The organism is Aeromonas sp. 603079 (assembly GCF_049172135.1).
In the GTDB taxonomy this organism is placed as follows: Bacteria; Pseudomonadota; Gammaproteobacteria; order Enterobacterales; family Aeromonadaceae; genus Aeromonas; species Aeromonas veronii.
Window position 1 is genome coordinate 75,540 of the sequence record NZ_JAAKPX010000006.1, and the last position, 16,271, is coordinate 91,810.

Here is a 16,271-nt window from a genome sequence, read left to right on the forward strand (position 1 = left end):
CGTGATTTCCTTATCGTTGTTGTAGAGAGACAAAGTGACGGGGGGCCGGGCCGACATAATCGGCGCTCGGGCGGATGATCCGGTTGTGCTCGCGCTGCTCCATCACGTGGGCGCACCAGCCGGTGACCCGCGAGCAGACGAAGATAGGCGTGAACAGCTTGGTCGGGATCCCCATGTAGTGATAGGCGCTGGCATGGAAGAAGTCGGCGTTGGGAAAGAGCTCTTTCTCTTCCCACATCACCTTCTCCGCCTCGCAGGAGACGCGATAGAGGCGATCATCCCCTACCGCCTCGGCAAGCTTGGCCGACCACTCCTTGATGATGACGTTGCGCGGATCAGAAGTGCGGTAGATGGCGTGGCCAAAGCCCATGATCTTCTCCTTGGCCGCCAGTTTGGCCAGCAGTTCGCGCCTTGCCTGCGCTTCATCCTGCCAGTGTTCGATCATCGCCATGGCCGCCTCGTTGGCTCCGCCGTGGAGTGGGCCGCGCAGGGTACCGATGGCGGCAGTGATACAGGAGAACATGTCGGAAAGGGTCGAGGCGCAGACCCGCGCCGCAAAGGTGGATGCGTTGAACTCATGCTCGGCGTAGAGGATAAGGGAGACATGCATCACCCGCCGCTCCAGCTCGCTCGGCGCTTTTTGGTGCAGCAGCGCCAGAAAGTGGCCACCGATGCACTCCTCGTCGGTATCGAGGGCGATGCGTACGCCCTCGTGGCTGAACTTGTACCAGTAGATCAGAATGCCCGGAAAGGCGGCCAGCAAACGATCCGCCACTTCATGCTCATGCTCGAAGCCATCTTCCGGCTCCAGATCGCCGAGCATGGAGCAACCGGTGCGCAGCACATCCATGGGGTGAGCATCGGCGGGAATGCGCTCCAGTACCTCCAGCAGCGGCTGGGGCAAGGTGCGCAGGCGGCGCAGCTCGCGCTTGTAGGCGTCAAGCTGCTGCTCACCGGGCAACTCCCCCTTGAGCAGCAGATAGGCGACCTCCTCGAACTGGGCGCTGTCGGCCAGCTCCTTGATGTCATAGCCGCGATAGGTAAGACCGGTGCCACTCTTGCCTACTGTGCAGATACTGGTCTCCCCTGCGCTTTGACCGCGCAGACCGGCCCCGCCCAACGGTTTTTGCTGTCCCATAAGCTGCCTCCTATTCCTTGGCTGTAAACAGACGATCCAGTGTCTGCTCGTAGTGGTGATATCCGAGGAAGTCGTAGAGTGACTCCCGGGTCTGCATGGTCTCCACGACAGCGCGCTGATGGCCATCCTGGCGAATATGGTGATAGACGTTGAGGGCGGCCTGATTGGCGGCCCGGTTGGCACTCAAGGGGTAGAGCACCATGTCGACCCCGTGGGCGGCCAGTTGCTCTTTGTCAAACAGCGCGGTTTTGCCGAACTCGGTCATGTTGGCGAGGATCGGCACTTTGGCCGCCAGCTTGAACTGGTCGTACTGGGCAAGCTCGGTCACCGCCTCGGCGAAGATCATGTCGGCACCGGCGGCCACATAGGCAGCGGTGCGTTCAAGAGCAGACTCTATCCCTTCCACCGCCAGTGCATCGGTGCGGGCCATGATGACGAACTCGCTATTCTCGCGGGCATCCACTGCCGCCTTGATGCGATCGCACATCTCCTCCAGCGTGACCACCGCCTTGTTGGGGCGATGACCACAGCGCTTCTGAGCTACCTGATCTTCCATATGGACGGCGGCAACCCCGGCTCGCTCGAACGCGCGAATGGTGCGGGCGATATTAAACGCCCCCCCCCAGCCGGTATCGATATCGACCAACAGCGGCACACGGGTCGCCGCTGTGATCCGCTCGGCATCGATCAGCACGTCGTTGAGGGAGGTCATGCCGAGATCCGGCAAGCCGTAGGAGGCATTGGCTACCCCGGCGCCGGAGAGATAGAGGGCTTGAAAACCGCTGCGTTCGGCCATCAGCGCCATATAGGCATTGATGGTGCCGACGATCTGCAGGGGATGTTCATTGGCAAGGGCGGTGCGAAAGCGCAGGCCTGCCGAGGGGGACAAACTGGACATCATGACTCCTTTCACCTGTCTAGTCTGGCTATCTAATATCACGTTTACGTTAACGTCAATTATACTTTCGTAACATTCCGGCCGCAGGCAAGACAGGAAACCGGTTTTAGGGTAAATTTCACCAATTCCTTCAACAGGTTGAATTGTATGATGGAGCCCGGTTCCGTAATTGTATGTCCGGCGTGCGACTTGCTGATCCAGCGCAAAGCACTGCCGCTGCGTCGCCATGCCCACTGCCCGCGTTGTCACCAACATCTCTATGGCCGTTATGCCTTTCGACCTTCCCAGTTGATGGCCCTGACCATCACCGGATTTCTGCTGCTGCCCTCCGCATTTTTTGAGCCGCTGATCTATCTGCGGCTGGCTGGGGTCAACACCGATGCCGACCTGCTGCGCGGTATCCTGGTGCTGTTTGGCGAAGGTGAGTTTTGGGTGGCCTCTTTGGTGCTTTGGTGCGCCGTACTGGCACCGGTAGGGTTATTGGCGGGGATCTTTGTGCTGGCTTCGGGTCTGGCCAAACGTTGGCACATTCTTCCCGTCACCTTGAAGCTGGTCGAGGTGTTTCGCCACTGGGCCATGCTGGAGGTCTATATCGTCAGCCTGCTGGTTGCCCTGTTCAAACTGATCGACATCGCCGATGTGCGCCTCGGTGGCGGGTTGCTCAGCCTCGGTATTTTGATGCTGCTCAACATGACCCTGCTGATCCTGTTTGACCCCGCCCCCTACTGGGCGCGGATCCCGTTAAAGGAGCCGGAACATGACCAGCGCCCGTGAGATGGGACTCTGCCGCTGCCATACCTGTGGTTTGCTGGTGCGCTATCAAGCCGGGGCAGTCTGCCCCCGTTGCAGCAGCAAATTGCAGGTGCGCATTCCCCGTTCCCTCGCCTGGTCGTGGGGCTTGCTGGCGCTCGCCACCTTCATGTTGCTGCCTGCCAATCTGTTGCCCATTACCCATTTCTACAACAAGGGGTTACTGCAGTCAGATACCATCTTCAGCGGTATCATGATGCTCTATCGCAGCAAGATGAGCGGGATTGCCACCATAGTCCTCACCGCCAGCATACTGGTACCCGTGGGCAAGATATTGGGGTTGGGCTGGATCTGCTGGCAGTTGCAGCGGGCCAAGCCGGTGCGGCGCAAGCGCCAGCTAGTGATGTATCGGGTGATCGATTTTATCGGTCGCTGGTCAATGCTGGACTTGTTCGTGATTTCGCTGATGGTGGCACTGGTCGATCGGGGTGTGCTGCTGAGTGTCCGCGCAGGCCCGGGGGCCACCGCCTTTGCCGGTGTGGTGGTGCTGACCATGATGTCGGCCCGCATGCTCGATACCCGTTTACTGTGGGACAAGGCGGCCCGTTGATGATTTCTCTGTTTTTGTCTGATGTGCTGTTTAATCCAGCCAATAAGGAGTCACTATGATCGGGGCTGAACCCGTCATCGAAAAGCGTCGCTGGTTATCGCCGGTCTGGCTGTTACCCCTGATAGCCCTGCTGCTGGCAGGTGGCTTTCTCTATCAGCAGGTATTGAGCCGTGGCCAGCTTATCCAGATCAACTTCGCCCAGGGCAACGGCATCTTGCCTGGTAAAACCCAGGTTCGTTATCAGGGGGTGGCTATCGGTGTGGTGCAGGAGCTGGAGTTGGCTGAAGATGGCCGCAAGATTGCGGTAATGGCCAAGATTGACAGCCGTGCCCGGCCGCTGATCCGCAAGGGATCCGACTTCTGGCTGGTGAGCCCCAAGGCGTCGCTCACCGAGATCTCCGGCCTCGATACCCTGGTCTCCGGCAACTACATAAACTTGCAACCGGGGCGTGAAAGCAATCCGCTGGAGGAGACCTTTGATGCACTGGAGGGCCCTCCCCCCGGCTATCAGGCTCAGGGGCGGATGCTGCACCTGACCGCCGATTCGCTGGGTTCGGTGGGGATTGGCGCCAAGCTCTATTTCCGCGGTATCGAGGTGGGTAGCGTCATCAATACCCGTCTGGGTCAGGACAACCAGAACGTCATTCTGGATCTGGTGATCGAGCCGCGTTTCGAACATCTGGTCAAAGCCGATACCCGCTTCTGGAACATCAGCGGCATCAAGGGCTCCTTCAGTCTGGCCGGGGTGAGCGTGGAGGCAGGCAGCCTCACTTCCATTCTGAGCGGCGGCATTGCCTTTGACTCACCCAAAGATTCACCAGAGCCGGAGAAGGGACAGACTTTCGTCCTCTATAAAGGGCTGGCGGAAGCGGCGCGTGGCGAGCGTATCGACATTGCGGCTGGCGATCTTCCGGTCAAGGAGGGGATGCCCATCCTCTATGAGGGGATCGAGATTGGTCGTATCGACCCCATTCGCCTCACCGACAAAGGCCGTGTGGTCACAGCGCTGATCAACCCGGAGCAGGCTTATCGCATTACCGACAAGAGTCAACTGGTGTGGGAGAGCGTCTCCCTCTCCGCGACCGGCGTGCAGCATGCAGATCGCCTGCTCTCCGGCCCGGCCATTCGCCTCGACTATGTAGCGGGCAAACCGGTAGAGAAGATGACACTTACCGAGCGCGCGCCCCAGAGCGGTACCAAGGTGACGCTGCAGGCTGACGATCTGGCGGGGCTCAATCAGGATGCACCTGTCTGGTACAAGGGATTGCAGGTGGGCCGTATCAGCCAGCTCACCCTGGATGCGCGCGGCAATGCCAGCGTCGAGCTGGTGATGGCGCCGAACTATGGTCACCTGCTCAACCGTGCCCGCTTCTATCGCGCCGCCCCGTTGCAGATCGATGCCGATCTGAGCGGCATCAAAGTAGAAACCAGTCCGGCCAGTGCCTGGTTGGGGGGCGGGATCAAGCTGGTACAAGCCAGCAGTGGCGAGCGGATTAACCGTCTCTACCCGAGTCAGGAGCTGGCACTGCTCGGTACCCGTGATGCCAAGCCCCGGCGCTGGTTGCTCAAGGCAGATCAGGCCGATGGCATTGGCATTGGCTCGCCAGTGCTTTATCTGGGGCTGGAAGCGGGCAAGGTCAAACAGCTGCGCGCCGCCAAAGAGGGGGTCGAGATCGAACTCGAGATTGATGGAGTCTATGCACCCCTCCTCGCCCAGCAACCCCAGTTCTGGAAAAAACCGGCCATCGACACCAAGGTGCGGGTCGATGGGGTGCAGGTCAAGGTGGGCAACCTCGGTACCCTGCTGCGCGGCGCTATCGAGTTCGACCGGTTGGCCAATGGCCGCAGCAGTCATCAACTGTTCGATTCCAGGGAGCAAGCCAAGGCCAAGGTGCGCCAGCTGTCACTGGTAGCAGATAGCAATCCGGGGCTCGGGATTGGCAGCCCGATCCGCTATCGCGGTGTCGATATCGGCAAAATTGAAGAGATCGAGCTGGAGCCGTCTCTGGGTCAGGTGATCTTCAAGGCGGAACTTGATGGTCACTATGCCGAGCGTTTCCTGCAGTCCGGCGCCCGCTTTACTCTGGTGCAGGCCAAGCTGGGGCTGGGCGGTGTCGCTCACCTCGACACCCTGATCAAGGGGGCGTTTGTAGAAGCACAACCCGGTAAAGGCGCTGGCAAAGATCGCTTCCCCTTGAGTCAGGTCGGCCCGGTGGGTCTGGCCCTGACCCTCAAGAGCCCCTCCGTCAATGGCCTGAGCGTCGGCAGTCCGCTACTGTTTCGCAAGATGGTGGTGGGCAGTGTCACCAAGGTGGCGCTGGCTCGGGATGGCAGCGAGGTGGTGATCGACGTTAACGTGGATCAGGAGTATGCCCATTTGGTGCGGGCCAACTCCCGTTTCTGGAATGTCTCCGGGGTCAAGGCGGATATCGGGCTGACCGGTGGCACCATCGAAGTGGAGACGGTGCAGAGCCTGCTGGCCGGCGGCATCGCCTTCAATACGCCGGAGAAAGAGATGGGGCCAACCGTCAAGGCTGGCCACAGCTATCCGCTCTACGGCAAAGCCGAGAAAGAGTGGCTGGAGTGGAGTCCGCGTATCCAGCCCTGATCTCTTCCCTTTGTATCTCATCCAAGCCCGGCACAGTGCCGGGCTTTTTTATATTCCGGTGCCTGTTGATAGGGTTCAGATTCAGAATATTCTTGGCCTTGTGGTAGGATATCGCCCCTCTTTTTGGTCAACGAGACGGCACAGTGCACGACAACACCTTCCTTCCCGATTACTTTTTACGCCACATTGCGGCCATCATGCCGGCCCATCTCTCGATGGATGAGTTTGTGGCCAGTTGTCGACGTCCGCTGCGCCGCAGCATTCGGGTCAATACCTTGAAGATCGCCGTCTCGGATTTCGTCGCCCTGATGGAGCCACTGGGTTGGCAGCTTGACCCTGTCCCCTGGTGTGATACCGGCTTCTGGCTGACCCGCAGCGATGAAACCGTCCCACTTGGCAACACCGCCGAGCACTTGAGCGGGCTCTTCTACATTCAGGAAGCGAGCTCCATGCTGCCGGTGACGGCACTCTTTGCCAGCGACAAGATCAAAGCGGATGGCATGTTGCTGGATGCGGCGGCGGCCCCCGGCTCCAAGACCACCCAGATCGCGGCTCTGATGAACAATCAGGGAATGCTGGTTGCCAACGAGTTTTCCAGCAGCCGGTTGAAAGTGCTTAGTGCCAATATCCAGCGCTGCGGTGTGACCAATGTGGGCATGACCCATTTTGATGCCAAGGTATTTGGCCAGTGGTTGCCGGAGACCTTCGATGCCATCCTGCTCGATGCCCCCTGCTCCGGTGAAGGTACGGTGCGCAAGGATGAAGATGCGCTGCGCAACTGGAGCATCGAGAGCATCGACGAGATTGCGGCGGTGCAGCAAGGGTTACTGGAGAGCGCCTTCCATGCCCTAAAACCGGGTGGTGTGCTTGTCTACTCCACTTGCACCTTGAGTGAGCAGGAGAATCAGGCGGTTTGCCAATCCCTGCTGGACAAGTTTGGCGATGCCTTGAGTTTTGACTCGCTGGCTGACCTGTTCCCCCATGCAGAGCAGGCCTGTACATCCGAAGGATACCTGCACGTTTGGCCCCAGATATTCGACAGTGAAGGCTTTTTCGTCGCCAGATTGCGCAAACATCACTCGGTGCCCAACACCATGTTCAAGCCGGGCAAGCTGGGCAAATTCCCCTTCCTGCCACTGGCAGCGAAAGAGTCAGAGCCCATGCTGCGCGAGATCGAAGCCAACTTTGGGGTGGCACCGCAGGGTCAACTGTTTGGCCGCAATGACGAGATCTGGCTCTTCCCCCAGCGGTTTGATCAGGTGCAGGGCAAGCTACGCTTCGATCGCATTGGCATCAAGCTGGCGGAGACTTTCAAGAAGGGTTATCGCATCACCCATGAGTGGGCGCTGGCCTATGGCGATAAAGCGAGCAAGGGCGTGGTCGAGCTGGATAGCGCCAATGCGCGGGAATTCATGATGGGGCGGGATGTCTGGCCAGAACAGGATGCGGGCACTGGCGAGGTGATCGTCCGCTATCAGGGGCATACCCTAGGCATGGGGAAATGGGTGGGGAGTCGGGTCAAGAATGCCCTCCCCCGCGAGCTGGTGCGTGACAACAATCTGTTCAATGCCTAGTGGGCCGTTCGGTGCATAAGCACTTGAACGAGTCTGAAATACCCACACTCTGGTTGAACTTTTCTTCGGATCTTGAAAAGCCTTGAGCCTTGTCTAAGCTTAAGGCAATCCGAACACCAGTTAGCGCACGGCTCTGCAAGGAGCCAATTCCCCTATGCCAGGTACAAGGAATTCGTACCTGGCTTTTTTTATCTCTTCACGTATCGCTGTTACTTCACTTTTGTGTCTATTCAACGGTCTCTTCGACCTGTGTGGCGACTCTGTTTTCAAACGGAGGTTCTCTACCCAACTCATGTTGGTAGAGCAGATCGATCGCCTGCTCGATGAGTGATGCCTGACTGTCTTCGAGATGAAGACCCAGTGCGGCCAATCGTTCGGCGTGGCGATTGCTGATCCAGCATTGCAGCCGGGTATGGGTCTCCTGCTTGCGTTTTACATGTTGGCGCTGCCGCTCGGCATTGTTTTGGGGCCCCGCCTCTTGCTCTTCACGCACTGTCATTTCTTGGCTCATATGTCCTTGCGATATTACGTTTCCGAGTTTGTTATCTCTCATCACATGCCATTATCCATTGGAAGATGCCCCTTCCACCTTGGGCTGCTGGCTGCACGGCAAATATATCATCAGATCAACAAGATATCATTTAACATAAAAAATGCAGTAGCGCAGTTGTGTCAAAGCAAGCCATCAAGGGCATGATCGGAGAATTTATGGGCGTCATCGAAGTACTCCTGCAGGGTTCGTATATCCTTGTGGCGCGTCACCTCAATGATCTTGTTCATTGGTTTGCCGGCTGTTACCGCCGAGGTGATAAAACCGCGGCGCAGGCTATGGCCACTGACGTAAAGATCGTCGATGGTTTGGCCGGTTCGGCGTTTGATCATCAGATTGATGCCCTGGGGGCCGAGTGGCTCGGCCATCAGTTGGCCCCAGCGGTTCATGCGCCGAAACAGCGGCCCCTCGCTGATCCGGCTTTTGTGTAGCCATTTTTGAAGTGCCGACACGGGGCAGTAGTGTTTGCCCGGGATCAGGGCTATCTCGGTTTCATGCAGCTGATGCTTGCTCGGTTTGAGGCGAAGGCGGATCCCCTGCCCCACAAAATCGAGATCGCTCACCTCAATTCGGGCTGCTTCCGAGCGGCGCAAGGCGCCACTGAACATCAAGAGCAGCAGGGTGTGATCACGCAAGCCAGCCAGATCACCGGTGTCGATGCCATCCAGCACCTGGGTCAATGGTTGCAGCGTCAGGGCGCCGGTTTTGCGTTTACGGTTATCCCCCAATCTGACAATACCGCGCATCATCTCCTTGATTTCGGGATGTTCGGTGGGCAAGGGGTGAATCCCTTTCTGCTTGAAGGCATAACGGATCCCGGCAAGCCGTCTCACCAGGGTTGCCGGTTTACGAGGTTCACCGTTGCGCAGCTCCCCTTTTCCCTCCTCTTTATCCAGCCATACCCAGTCGGCCAATACGCCGTCAGCCTGATCTGCGAGAAAATTCATGATGTCGTGATGGGTGGTTTGCAGCGGATCAAGCCCGTGTAATTGGCACCAGAAGACAAAAATACGGGTATCCGCCTGATAGGCATTGAGGGTGGAATCCGCTTTTGCACTGCGCAAAAAGCGGCGTGCCCGACTATTTAGCTGTGCATCGAAAACAGTCTGCAGTGACTGATGAGCCGGATTGGATAAGGATGGATATGCCACGGAACTCTATGATTCATATGAAGTTTGAGAGGATCTTACAGGATCCTTCCCATACATCAAGTATCGATAATGAATATTATCGATACCTAGAACATCTTATTTCAATACCCGTTGACCACGCTGAATAAAGGAAACATAGGAATATCATTCGACCCAGTTTAGCAGAAACGAAAAAGTAAAATTGGCAGGAAGAAGTGAGAGATAACGCAGCTCGGTGTTTATATTCAGGTGGGTAATCAGCTTGGTATTTGAAATATAAAAGCCCCGAGCAACGGGGCTTGGGGATTATTTTTTCGCCAGCTTGAAGAGTTCAAAGAAATTCCGGCTGGTGGCTTCTGCCAATTCATTAAGCGGAATCTGACGCAAATCGGCAATAAACTGCGCAACGTCTCGCACAAAGGCAGGTTCGTTCTCCCTCCCCCGATGCGGCACGGGGGCAAGATAGGGCGAGTCGGTCTCGACCAGCAATCTGTCCAGGGGCAGAGCCTTGACCACCTCTTGCAGTGCAGACGCATTTTTGAAGGTGGCGATCCCGGAGATGGATATATAGAACCCCATCGCCATTGCTGCTTCTGCCATTTCGAGGGATTCGGTGAAGCAGTGCAGCACACCGCCAACCTGATCAGCGCCCTCTTCACGCATGATCTGCAAGGTATCTTGCTGGGCATCGCGGGTATGGATGATCAGCGGCTTGTTCAGCGCGCGAGCAACCCGGATATGTTCGCGGAAAGAGGCTTGCTGAACTTCCTTGTTCTCGGGCGAGTAAAAGTAATCGAGACCGGTCTCACCGATGGCCACCACACGTGGATCGGCAGCTTGCTTGAGCAGCAACTCGGCATCGACACCGGGTTCCTGATTGAGCGGGTGTACCCCGCAAGAGGCAAATACCTGGGGATAGGGCGCGATCGCCTCGAGCATGGTCGGGAACTGTGCCTGAGTCACACTGACACAGAGAAAATATCCCACGTCCAGTTGCGTGGCCTTGGCCAGCACATCGGCCATGCTGGTCTGCTTGCTACCATAGCTGAGGCGATCGAGATGACAGTGGGAATCAACGAGTAACATATAAAACCTTTCTGCTTGTCGGTACTTATAACCAGCGACTGAGCCAGTTCATCAGATGGATGGTGGGATTGGAGAGCTGACCCGGCTGACAGGCCGCTTTCAGGGCAACCAGATCTTGTTCTGCCTCCAGCAGTTTTTCGCTGGAGTGCTGCTCCGCCAACCGCTGGCTCAAGATGGCCAGATCAGGCATGGCCAGCTGATGGTGACCACATCCGGCCTGGGTTTTCAGGGCATCACACAAGAAGAGCTGCAACCAGTGCAACCTGACCTGCGTCTCCTGACCAAGCTGGCTGCACAGTGCCGTCGCCTTGACCGGACTTTGACTCAGGGCGACAAACTGTTCCAGCAGTTCGCGGCGAGTACCGTCCTGTTGCAGCTCGATATAGTCGAGTACCCGCAGCGGTGCCCCCTGACAGATCCGCACCTGAGCCAGAGTGGCCTGATGACCCTGCTCGGCCAACCAGCGTACTGTTTCCCCTTCCGCAGGCAACTGACAGACATGTTTGTGACAGCGACTGAGAATGGTGGGAAGCAACCGGGAAACCTGGGAGGCAATCAGCAACAGCAAGCTGTCGCCGGCCGGCTCTTCCAAGGTTTTCAACAGGGCATTGGCTGCCGATTCGGTCATCCGCTCCGCATCAGGAATGATCACCACCTTGCCACGGCCGAGCTGGGCAGAGCCCTGCAGCCGGGTGCAGATCTCGCGAATGGCCTCGACCCCGATGGTCTTGCTGTCGCGCGTTATGGTGCCGAGATCCGGGTGGTTGCCCTTGTCAAACAGCTGGCAGGAGTGGCACTGACCACACGGTTCTCCACGATCCGGTTGTTGGCAAAGGTGCAAACGCGCCAGCCGCTCAGCCAGTTGCTCCTTGCCAAGACCGGGATCGCCCAGCAACAACCAGGCGTGGCCGAGACGACCGGACTGGGCCGTCTGGCTCAGGGCATGCCAGTCGGGGATCAGCCAGGGATACATAGCGGCTCGTTCGACAGATAGTGATCCAATGCACACTCGATGGCCGCTTTGACCTGTTCCGGCGTTTGCGCCGCATCGATCACCACAATGGAATCATCCTGGGCGGCCAGTTCGAGATAACGAGTTCGGGTACGCTCGAAGAAGCTCAGTTGCTCCAGTTCGATGCGATCCAGCTCGCCGCGATGGCGTGCGCGCTGCAAGCCAAGGGCAGGATCGATATCGAGATAGAGGGTGAGATCCGGCTTGAAGTTGCCGAGCACCGCCTGCTTGATGGCTCCGATAAGCTGGGCATCGATACCACGGCCACCACCCTGATAGGCCTGGGAGGAGAGATCGTGGCGATCCCCCACCACCCAGACACCGTCGGCCAGTGCGGGTTTGATGCGGGTCTCCACCAGTTGTACCCGGGAGGCATACATTAGCAGCAGTTCCGCCTCGATGGTGAGGCGTTCGTCGTGCACCTCTTTGACGATGGCCCGCATCCGCTCGGCCAGCGGCGTACCACCCGGCTCGCGGGTGCACTCGATCCGGTTGATGCCGTGGCGCTGCAGATAGTCGGTCACATAACGCACGGCCGAGCTCTTCCCTGCCCCTTCCAATCCTTCGATCACAATAAATTTAGACATTAAGGTTTCTTCAATATGTATTCGCGAACCGCCCGATTGTGTTCATCGAGGGTCTTGGAGAAATAGTGGGCACCGCCCCCCTTGGCGACAAAGTAGAGATAATCGGTCGACTTGGGGTTAAGCGCAGCTTCGATGGAGGCCTTGCCCGGCATAGCGATAGGCGTGGGCGGCAAACCGTCAATCACATAGGTGTTGTAGGGGTTCTTGTCGGTCAGATCGCTACGGCGAATATTGCCATCGTAGCGATCCTTCACCCCGTAAATGACAGTGGGATCGGTTTGCAACTTCATGCCCAGACGCAGACGATTGACAAACACCGAGGCGATCTGTGCCCGCTCGTCCGGCTGACCGGTCTCCTTCTCGATGATGGAGGCCATGATCAACGCCTCGTAGGGGGTCTTGTAAGGCAGGTTGGCCTGACGTTTCTCCCAGCTCTGCTGCAGGAAAGTCTCCATATCCTGATGGGCACGACGCAAGATCGAGAGATCGCTGGCATGGGTGGTATAGGCGTAGGTTTCCGGCAGGAACCACCCCTCCAGCTTGCCATTCTCGATGCCGAGCTCCTGCGCCAGGTCGGCTTCTGATTGCTCGACGGTCAATCGCTCAAGGTATGGCGCGCTGGAGAGCTGCTTCTGCCAATCCTCGAAACGGGAACCTTCGACGAAGGTGAGGCTGAAGTGAAACTCCTTGCCCGATGCGAACAGAGAAAGGGTCTCCTTGAGAGGGGCCCCTTCCTTGATTTCGTAGGTGCCCGATTTGATGGCCACCAGTTCGGGGTGGCTACGCAGCCAGAGCCGTACCGCCCAGGGGCTGGTTTCCCCCTCCCCCAGTTCGGCGATGAGGCGCGCCGCATGGGCGCCCTTCTCCACCGTAAAGAGCCGGGTCGGCCCCTTGTTGGTGAGCGTTTCTACCTGTTGCCATTTGTAATGTACATAGCCCCCGGCAGCGGCTACCGTCAGTGCCGCCCCCGCGAGCAGGGTGTAAAGCCGATTAAACTTCAATGACCAAACGCTCCTGTAAACGGCGACTCAATACCGCTGGGGGATAGTGAATATCCTCGATGCCATTGACCGGCACGATCCCCATCAGGGTATTGGTGAGCCACACCTCTTCCGCCTGCCATAGTGACTCCAGCGGAGCCTCTACCACACGCAACTCAATACTCATCTGTTTCAACATCGCCATCACCTGGCGGCGCATGATGCCATCGACACCACCGCGGGCGAGATCGGGCGTAAACACCGTCTTGCCCCGACGCCAAAACAGATTGGCACTGACCCCTTCAATGAGAAAACCGCGACTGTTAAGCACTATCCCTTCGACTGCATTTCGGCTGACAAGTTCGCTTTTCAGCAATACCTGCTCCAGACGATTCAAGGTTTTAAGCCCGGCCAGCATGGGGGCATCGCCGATCCGCTGGCGGCACACCACCATCTCGATCCCCTCCTGTTGCCACTGGCCATAGTGAGTGGGAAATGGCGCCAGAGTGACCATCCGGGTTGTGTGCTGACATCCGCTGCCATCATAGCCCCGTCCCCCTTCGCCGCGGGTCAGGATCACCTTGGCCACGCATTGTGGCTGGTCGGCCACCATCTCTTCAACCTCCCGGGTCAAGAGATCCCAGTCCGGTTCAACCAAGCCCAACCGGTTGTTCGCCTGCTGCAACCGTGCCAGATGGGCAGGCCACTGCAACACGCGACCCTCCCTGACCGCCATGGTGGTGAAATGACCGTCACCATAAGCCAGCCCCCGATCATGGGCCGAGATGGTATCAAGCTTCATGCCATTGATAAGCAAAGGGATCCCTCCGATAAAAAAGGCCCGATACCGGCAGTATCGGGCCTGTGTCTTTGCCCTGCGGCAAATTATACGCGTTTGAAGATCAGTGAGCCATTGGTGCCGCCAAAACCAAACGAGTTGGAAAGGGCGTACTCGAAGCTACCTGGCTTGGCCACATGGGGCACCAGATCCAAGTCGCACTCTTCATCCGGGTTGTCCAGGTTGATGGTGGGCGGAGCCACCTGATCACGCAGGGCCAACACTGTGATGATCGCCTCGATGGCACCGGCGGCGCCCAACAGGTGACCGGTCATGGACTTGGTAGAGCTCACCATCAGGGATTTGGCGTGCTCACCAAACACCGACTTCATGCCACGCAGCTCGGCCACATCACCCAGCGGGGTGGAGGTACCGTGCGCGTTGATGTAACCAATCTGCTCGGGAGCAATGCCGGCATCCTTGATAGCATTTTTCATGGCGCGAGCACCACCGTTGCCATCTGCAGGAGGCGCAGTCATGTGGTACGCGTCACCGCTCATGCCAAAACCGACCAGCTCGGCGTATATCTTGGCGCCACGGGCCTTGGCGTGTTCGTACTCTTCCAGTACCAGCACACCGGCACCGTCACCCAGCACGAAACCATCGCGATCTTTATCCCACGGACGGCTCGCTTTTTGCGGCTCATCGTTGCGGTTGGAGAGTGCCTTGGCGGCAGCAAAACCACCCATCCCCATCGCGGTGGAGGCTTTCTCGGCACCGCCAGCGACCATCACGTCTGCATCACCGTAAGCGATCATCCGGCCAGCCATACCGATGGCATGGGTACCAGTGGTACAGGCGGTAGTCACGGCGATGTTCGGCCCTTGCAGACCTTTCATGATAGAAAGATGACCGGACACCATATTGATGATGGTGGACGGAACGAAGAAGGGACTGATCTTGCGCGGGCCGCCGTTGACCAAGCTTTCGTGGTTCTGTTCAATCAGACCCAGACCGCCGATACCGGAGCCAATCGCCACGCCGACACGTTCGGCATTCTCTTCATTGATGGTCAGGCCGGAATCATCCAGCGCCTGCATACCGGCCGCGATGCCGTATTGAATGAAGAGATCCATCTTGCGAGCGTCTTTACGGTTGATACCGTACTGCTCTGGATCGAAATCCTTGACCAGACCTGCGAAGCGGGTTGCAAACTCGCTGGCATCAAAGTGTTCGATAAGGGAAATGCCGCTCTGCCCGTTGAGCAGTGCTTGCCAGCTGGATTCGGCAGTGTTACCCACCGGGGAAAGCATCCCCAAGCCGGTCACCACGACTCTGCGTTTTGACACTGAGGTAGTCTCCGAGAGGTGTTTTGAAAAGGAACAAATACAAAAGAAGCGGCCCTTGGGCCGCTTCTTTCAGAACAGGAACTTATTCCTGATTAGCGGTGATGTAGTCGATAGCCGCTTGAACAGTGGTGATCTTCTCGGCTTCTTCATCAGGAATTTCGGTATCGAATTCTTCTTCCAGCGCCATTACCAGTTCAACGGTATCCAAAGAGTCAGCGCCCAGGTCGTCGACGAAGGAGGCAGCGTTCTTAACGTCTTCCTCTTTAACACCCAGTTGTTCGATGATGATTTTCTTTACGCGTTCTTCGATGTTGCTCATGACCTGAATTTTCCTTTAAAAATACGCTATTTGCGTCTGGTTGGGGTAGTTTATTCAATTGACGTGAGTTTGCAAGTAGCTTGCCGCTGGTCAAACCACGAAATGTGCCAAACTTCGGCGTACTATCGCAAATTTGAACAGATCTTACGACAAATTGATTACACCATGTACATCCCGCCATTAACATGCAGGGTTTCGCCGGTGATATAGGCTGCTTCATCAGAAGCCAAGAATACCACAGCTGCGGCAATTTCTTTTGGATCACCCAAACGGGCGGCAGGCACCTGACTCATGATGCCGGCACGTTGATCGTCATTCAGGGCACGGGTCATGTCGGTTTCGATGAAACCGGGAGCAACCGCGTTCACTGTGATACCACGGGATGCCACTTCCCGCGCCAACGATTTGGTAAAACCAACCAGACCGGCCTTGGCGGCAGCATAGTTGACCTGACCGGCATTGCCCATGGTTCCCACCACGGAGCCAATGCTGATGATGCGACCGTGACGTTTCTTCATCATGGCACGCAACACCGGTTTGCTCAGACGGTAAAGCGAGGTCAGATTGGTATCGATGATCTCGTTCCACTCGTCATCTTTCATCCGCATCAACAGGTTGTCACGGGTGATCCCTGCGTTGTTGATCAGGATGTCGATGTCGCCAAAGCGCGCCTTGATGGCGGCGAAGACAGCTTCGATGGATTCCTGGCTGGTCACGTTCAGTGCCATACCGCAACCATTGTCGCCCAGATAGGCGCTGATTGCCTCGGCACCGCTCTCGCTGGTCGCCGTACCGACCACTTTCGCGCCACGGGCCACGAATGTTTCGGCAATCGCACGGCCGATGCCACGACTGGCACCGGTCACCAACACAACCTTATCGGTAAAACTCATCACTTGCTC

At 57.5% G+C, this 16,271-nt stretch carries 16 protein-coding genes; 4 read left to right on the forward strand and 12 right to left on the reverse strand.

Annotated elements, in window-relative coordinates:
• Positions 1–10: 10 nt before the first annotated feature.
• Positions 11–1,138 carry a bifunctional 2-methylcitrate synthase/citrate synthase gene (gene prpC, locus G5287_RS05765; protein WP_201939617.1) on the reverse strand — a complete coding sequence of 376 codons (1,128 nt, stop codon included), beginning with the start codon at positions 1,136–1,138 and terminating at the stop codon, positions 11–13.
• 10 nt (positions 1,139–1,148) lie between these two features.
• Positions 1,149–2,036, reverse strand: a complete 888-nt coding sequence (prpB, locus tag G5287_RS05770; RefSeq protein ID WP_421231042.1) for a methylisocitrate lyase — start codon at positions 2,034–2,036, stop codon at positions 1,149–1,151.
• 147 nt (positions 2,037–2,183) lie between these two features.
• On the opposite strand from prpB, the gene G5287_RS05775 reads away from it, so the two are divergent.
• The 4 genes from G5287_RS05775 to rsmF all read left to right on the forward strand — a co-directional run bounded on the left by G5287_RS05775 (position 2,184) and on the right by rsmF (position 7,578).
• On the forward strand, positions 2,184–2,810 hold the full coding sequence (locus tag G5287_RS05775; RefSeq protein ID WP_100645876.1) for a paraquat-inducible protein A: 627 nt from the start codon (positions 2,184–2,186) through the stop codon (positions 2,808–2,810).
• Positions 2,794–3,396, forward strand: a complete 603-nt coding sequence (locus tag G5287_RS05780) for a paraquat-inducible protein A (RefSeq protein WP_005333132.1) — start codon at positions 2,794–2,796, stop codon at positions 3,394–3,396. Before G5287_RS05775 ends, G5287_RS05780 begins: the two co-directional genes overlap by 17 nt.
• Before the next feature lie 55 nt (positions 3,397–3,451).
• Entirely contained in the window at positions 3,452–6,004 is a 2,553-nt protein-coding gene (locus G5287_RS05785; protein WP_421231002.1) for an MlaD family protein, read from the forward strand.
• Positions 6,005–6,147: 143 nt separating this feature from the next.
• Positions 6,148–7,578 carry a 16S rRNA (cytosine(1407)-C(5))-methyltransferase RsmF gene (rsmF, locus tag G5287_RS05790; RefSeq protein WP_421231003.1) on the forward strand — a complete coding sequence of 477 codons (1,431 nt, stop codon included), beginning with the start codon at positions 6,148–6,150 and terminating at the stop codon, positions 7,576–7,578.
• Positions 7,579–7,804: 226 nt separating this feature from the next.
• Here the strand turns inward: rsmF and G5287_RS05795 are convergent, their stop codons facing one another.
• The 10 genes from G5287_RS05795 to fabG all read right to left on the reverse strand — a co-directional run bounded on the left by G5287_RS05795 (position 7,805) and on the right by fabG (position 16,262).
• On the reverse strand, positions 7,805–8,089 hold the full coding sequence (locus tag G5287_RS05795; protein ID WP_041235150.1) for a RepB family protein: 285 nt from the start codon (positions 8,087–8,089) through the stop codon (positions 7,805–7,807).
• 161 nt (positions 8,090–8,250) lie between these two features.
• Positions 8,251–9,279: a site-specific integrase gene (locus tag G5287_RS05800; protein ID WP_421231004.1), complete on the reverse strand. Its 1,029-nt coding sequence runs from the start codon at positions 9,277–9,279 to the stop codon at positions 8,251–8,253.
• Positions 9,280–9,564: 285 nt separating this feature from the next.
• The gene (locus G5287_RS05805) at positions 9,565–10,344 is read right to left on the reverse strand and encodes a TatD family hydrolase (RefSeq protein WP_421231005.1); all 780 of its coding nucleotides are present in this window, start codon (positions 10,342–10,344) and stop codon (positions 9,565–9,567) included.
• A gap of 25 nt (positions 10,345–10,369) precedes the next feature.
• A complete protein-coding gene (gene holB, locus G5287_RS05810) occupies positions 10,370–11,317 on the reverse strand; it encodes a DNA polymerase III subunit delta' (RefSeq protein WP_111901115.1) in 948 nt (315 codons plus the stop codon).
• Positions 11,302–11,943 carry a dTMP kinase gene (gene tmk / locus G5287_RS05815; RefSeq protein WP_167569690.1) on the reverse strand — a complete coding sequence of 214 codons (642 nt, stop codon included), beginning with the start codon at positions 11,941–11,943 and terminating at the stop codon, positions 11,302–11,304. Before tmk ends, holB begins: the two co-directional genes overlap by 16 nt.
• Positions 11,943–12,944 (reverse strand): endolytic transglycosylase MltG, encoded by a 1,002-nt coding sequence (gene mltG / locus G5287_RS05820; protein ID WP_005333156.1) that lies wholly within the window; start codon positions 12,942–12,944, stop codon positions 11,943–11,945. The genes tmk and mltG overlap by 1 nt, the downstream gene beginning before the upstream one ends.
• A complete protein-coding gene (gene pabC, locus G5287_RS05825; RefSeq protein WP_421172891.1) occupies positions 12,934–13,740 on the reverse strand; it encodes an aminodeoxychorismate lyase in 807 nt (268 codons plus the stop codon). Before pabC ends, mltG begins: the two co-directional genes overlap by 11 nt.
• 68 nt (positions 13,741–13,808) lie before the next feature.
• Positions 13,809–15,050 (reverse strand): beta-ketoacyl-ACP synthase II, encoded by a 1,242-nt coding sequence (gene fabF / locus G5287_RS05830; protein ID WP_005333158.1) that lies wholly within the window; start codon positions 15,048–15,050, stop codon positions 13,809–13,811.
• A gap of 82 nt (positions 15,051–15,132) precedes the next feature.
• On the reverse strand, positions 15,133–15,369 hold the full coding sequence (gene acpP, locus G5287_RS05835; RefSeq protein ID WP_005300909.1) for an acyl carrier protein: 237 nt from the start codon (positions 15,367–15,369) through the stop codon (positions 15,133–15,135).
• Between the two features lie 158 nt (positions 15,370–15,527).
• Complete coding sequence (gene fabG, locus G5287_RS05840) at positions 15,528–16,262, reverse strand: 3-oxoacyl-ACP reductase FabG (protein WP_005351850.1); 735 nt, start codon at positions 16,260–16,262, stop codon at positions 15,528–15,530.
• Positions 16,263–16,271 lie beyond the last annotated feature (9 nt).

Bases quoted from the DNA above. Each gene is read 5' to 3' on its own strand.
- prpC (WP_201939617.1), bottom strand. From the start codon at position 1,138: ATGGGACAGCAAAAACCGTTGGGCGGGGCCGGTCTGCGCGGTCAAAGC.
- prpB (WP_421231042.1), bottom strand. From the start codon at position 2,036: ATGTCCAGTTTGTCCCCCTCGGCAGGCCTGCGCTTTCGCACCGCCCTT.
- G5287_RS05775 (WP_100645876.1), top strand. From the start codon at position 2,184: ATGATGGAGCCCGGTTCCGTAATTGTATGTCCGGCGTGCGACTTGCTG.
- G5287_RS05780 (WP_005333132.1), top strand. From the start codon at position 2,794: ATGACCAGCGCCCGTGAGATGGGACTCTGCCGCTGCCATACCTGTGGT.
- G5287_RS05785 (WP_421231002.1), top strand. From the start codon at position 3,452: ATGATCGGGGCTGAACCCGTCATCGAAAAGCGTCGCTGGTTATCGCCG.
- G5287_RS05795 (WP_041235150.1), bottom strand. From the start codon at position 8,089: ATGAGCCAAGAAATGACAGTGCGTGAAGAGCAAGAGGCGGGGCCCCAA.
- G5287_RS05805 (WP_421231005.1), bottom strand. From the start codon at position 10,344: ATGTTACTCGTTGATTCCCACTGTCATCTCGATCGCCTCAGCTATGGT.
- holB (WP_111901115.1), bottom strand. From the start codon at position 11,317: ATGTATCCCTGGCTGATCCCCGACTGGCATGCCCTGAGCCAGACGGCC.
- tmk (WP_167569690.1), bottom strand. From the start codon at position 11,943: ATGTCTAAATTTATTGTGATCGAAGGATTGGAAGGGGCAGGGAAGAGC.
- acpP (WP_005300909.1), bottom strand. From the start codon at position 15,369: ATGAGCAACATCGAAGAACGCGTAAAGAAAATCATCATCGAACAACTG.
- fabG (WP_005351850.1), bottom strand. From the start codon at position 16,262: ATGAGTTTTACCGATAAGGTTGTGTTGGTGACCGGTGCCAGTCGTGGC.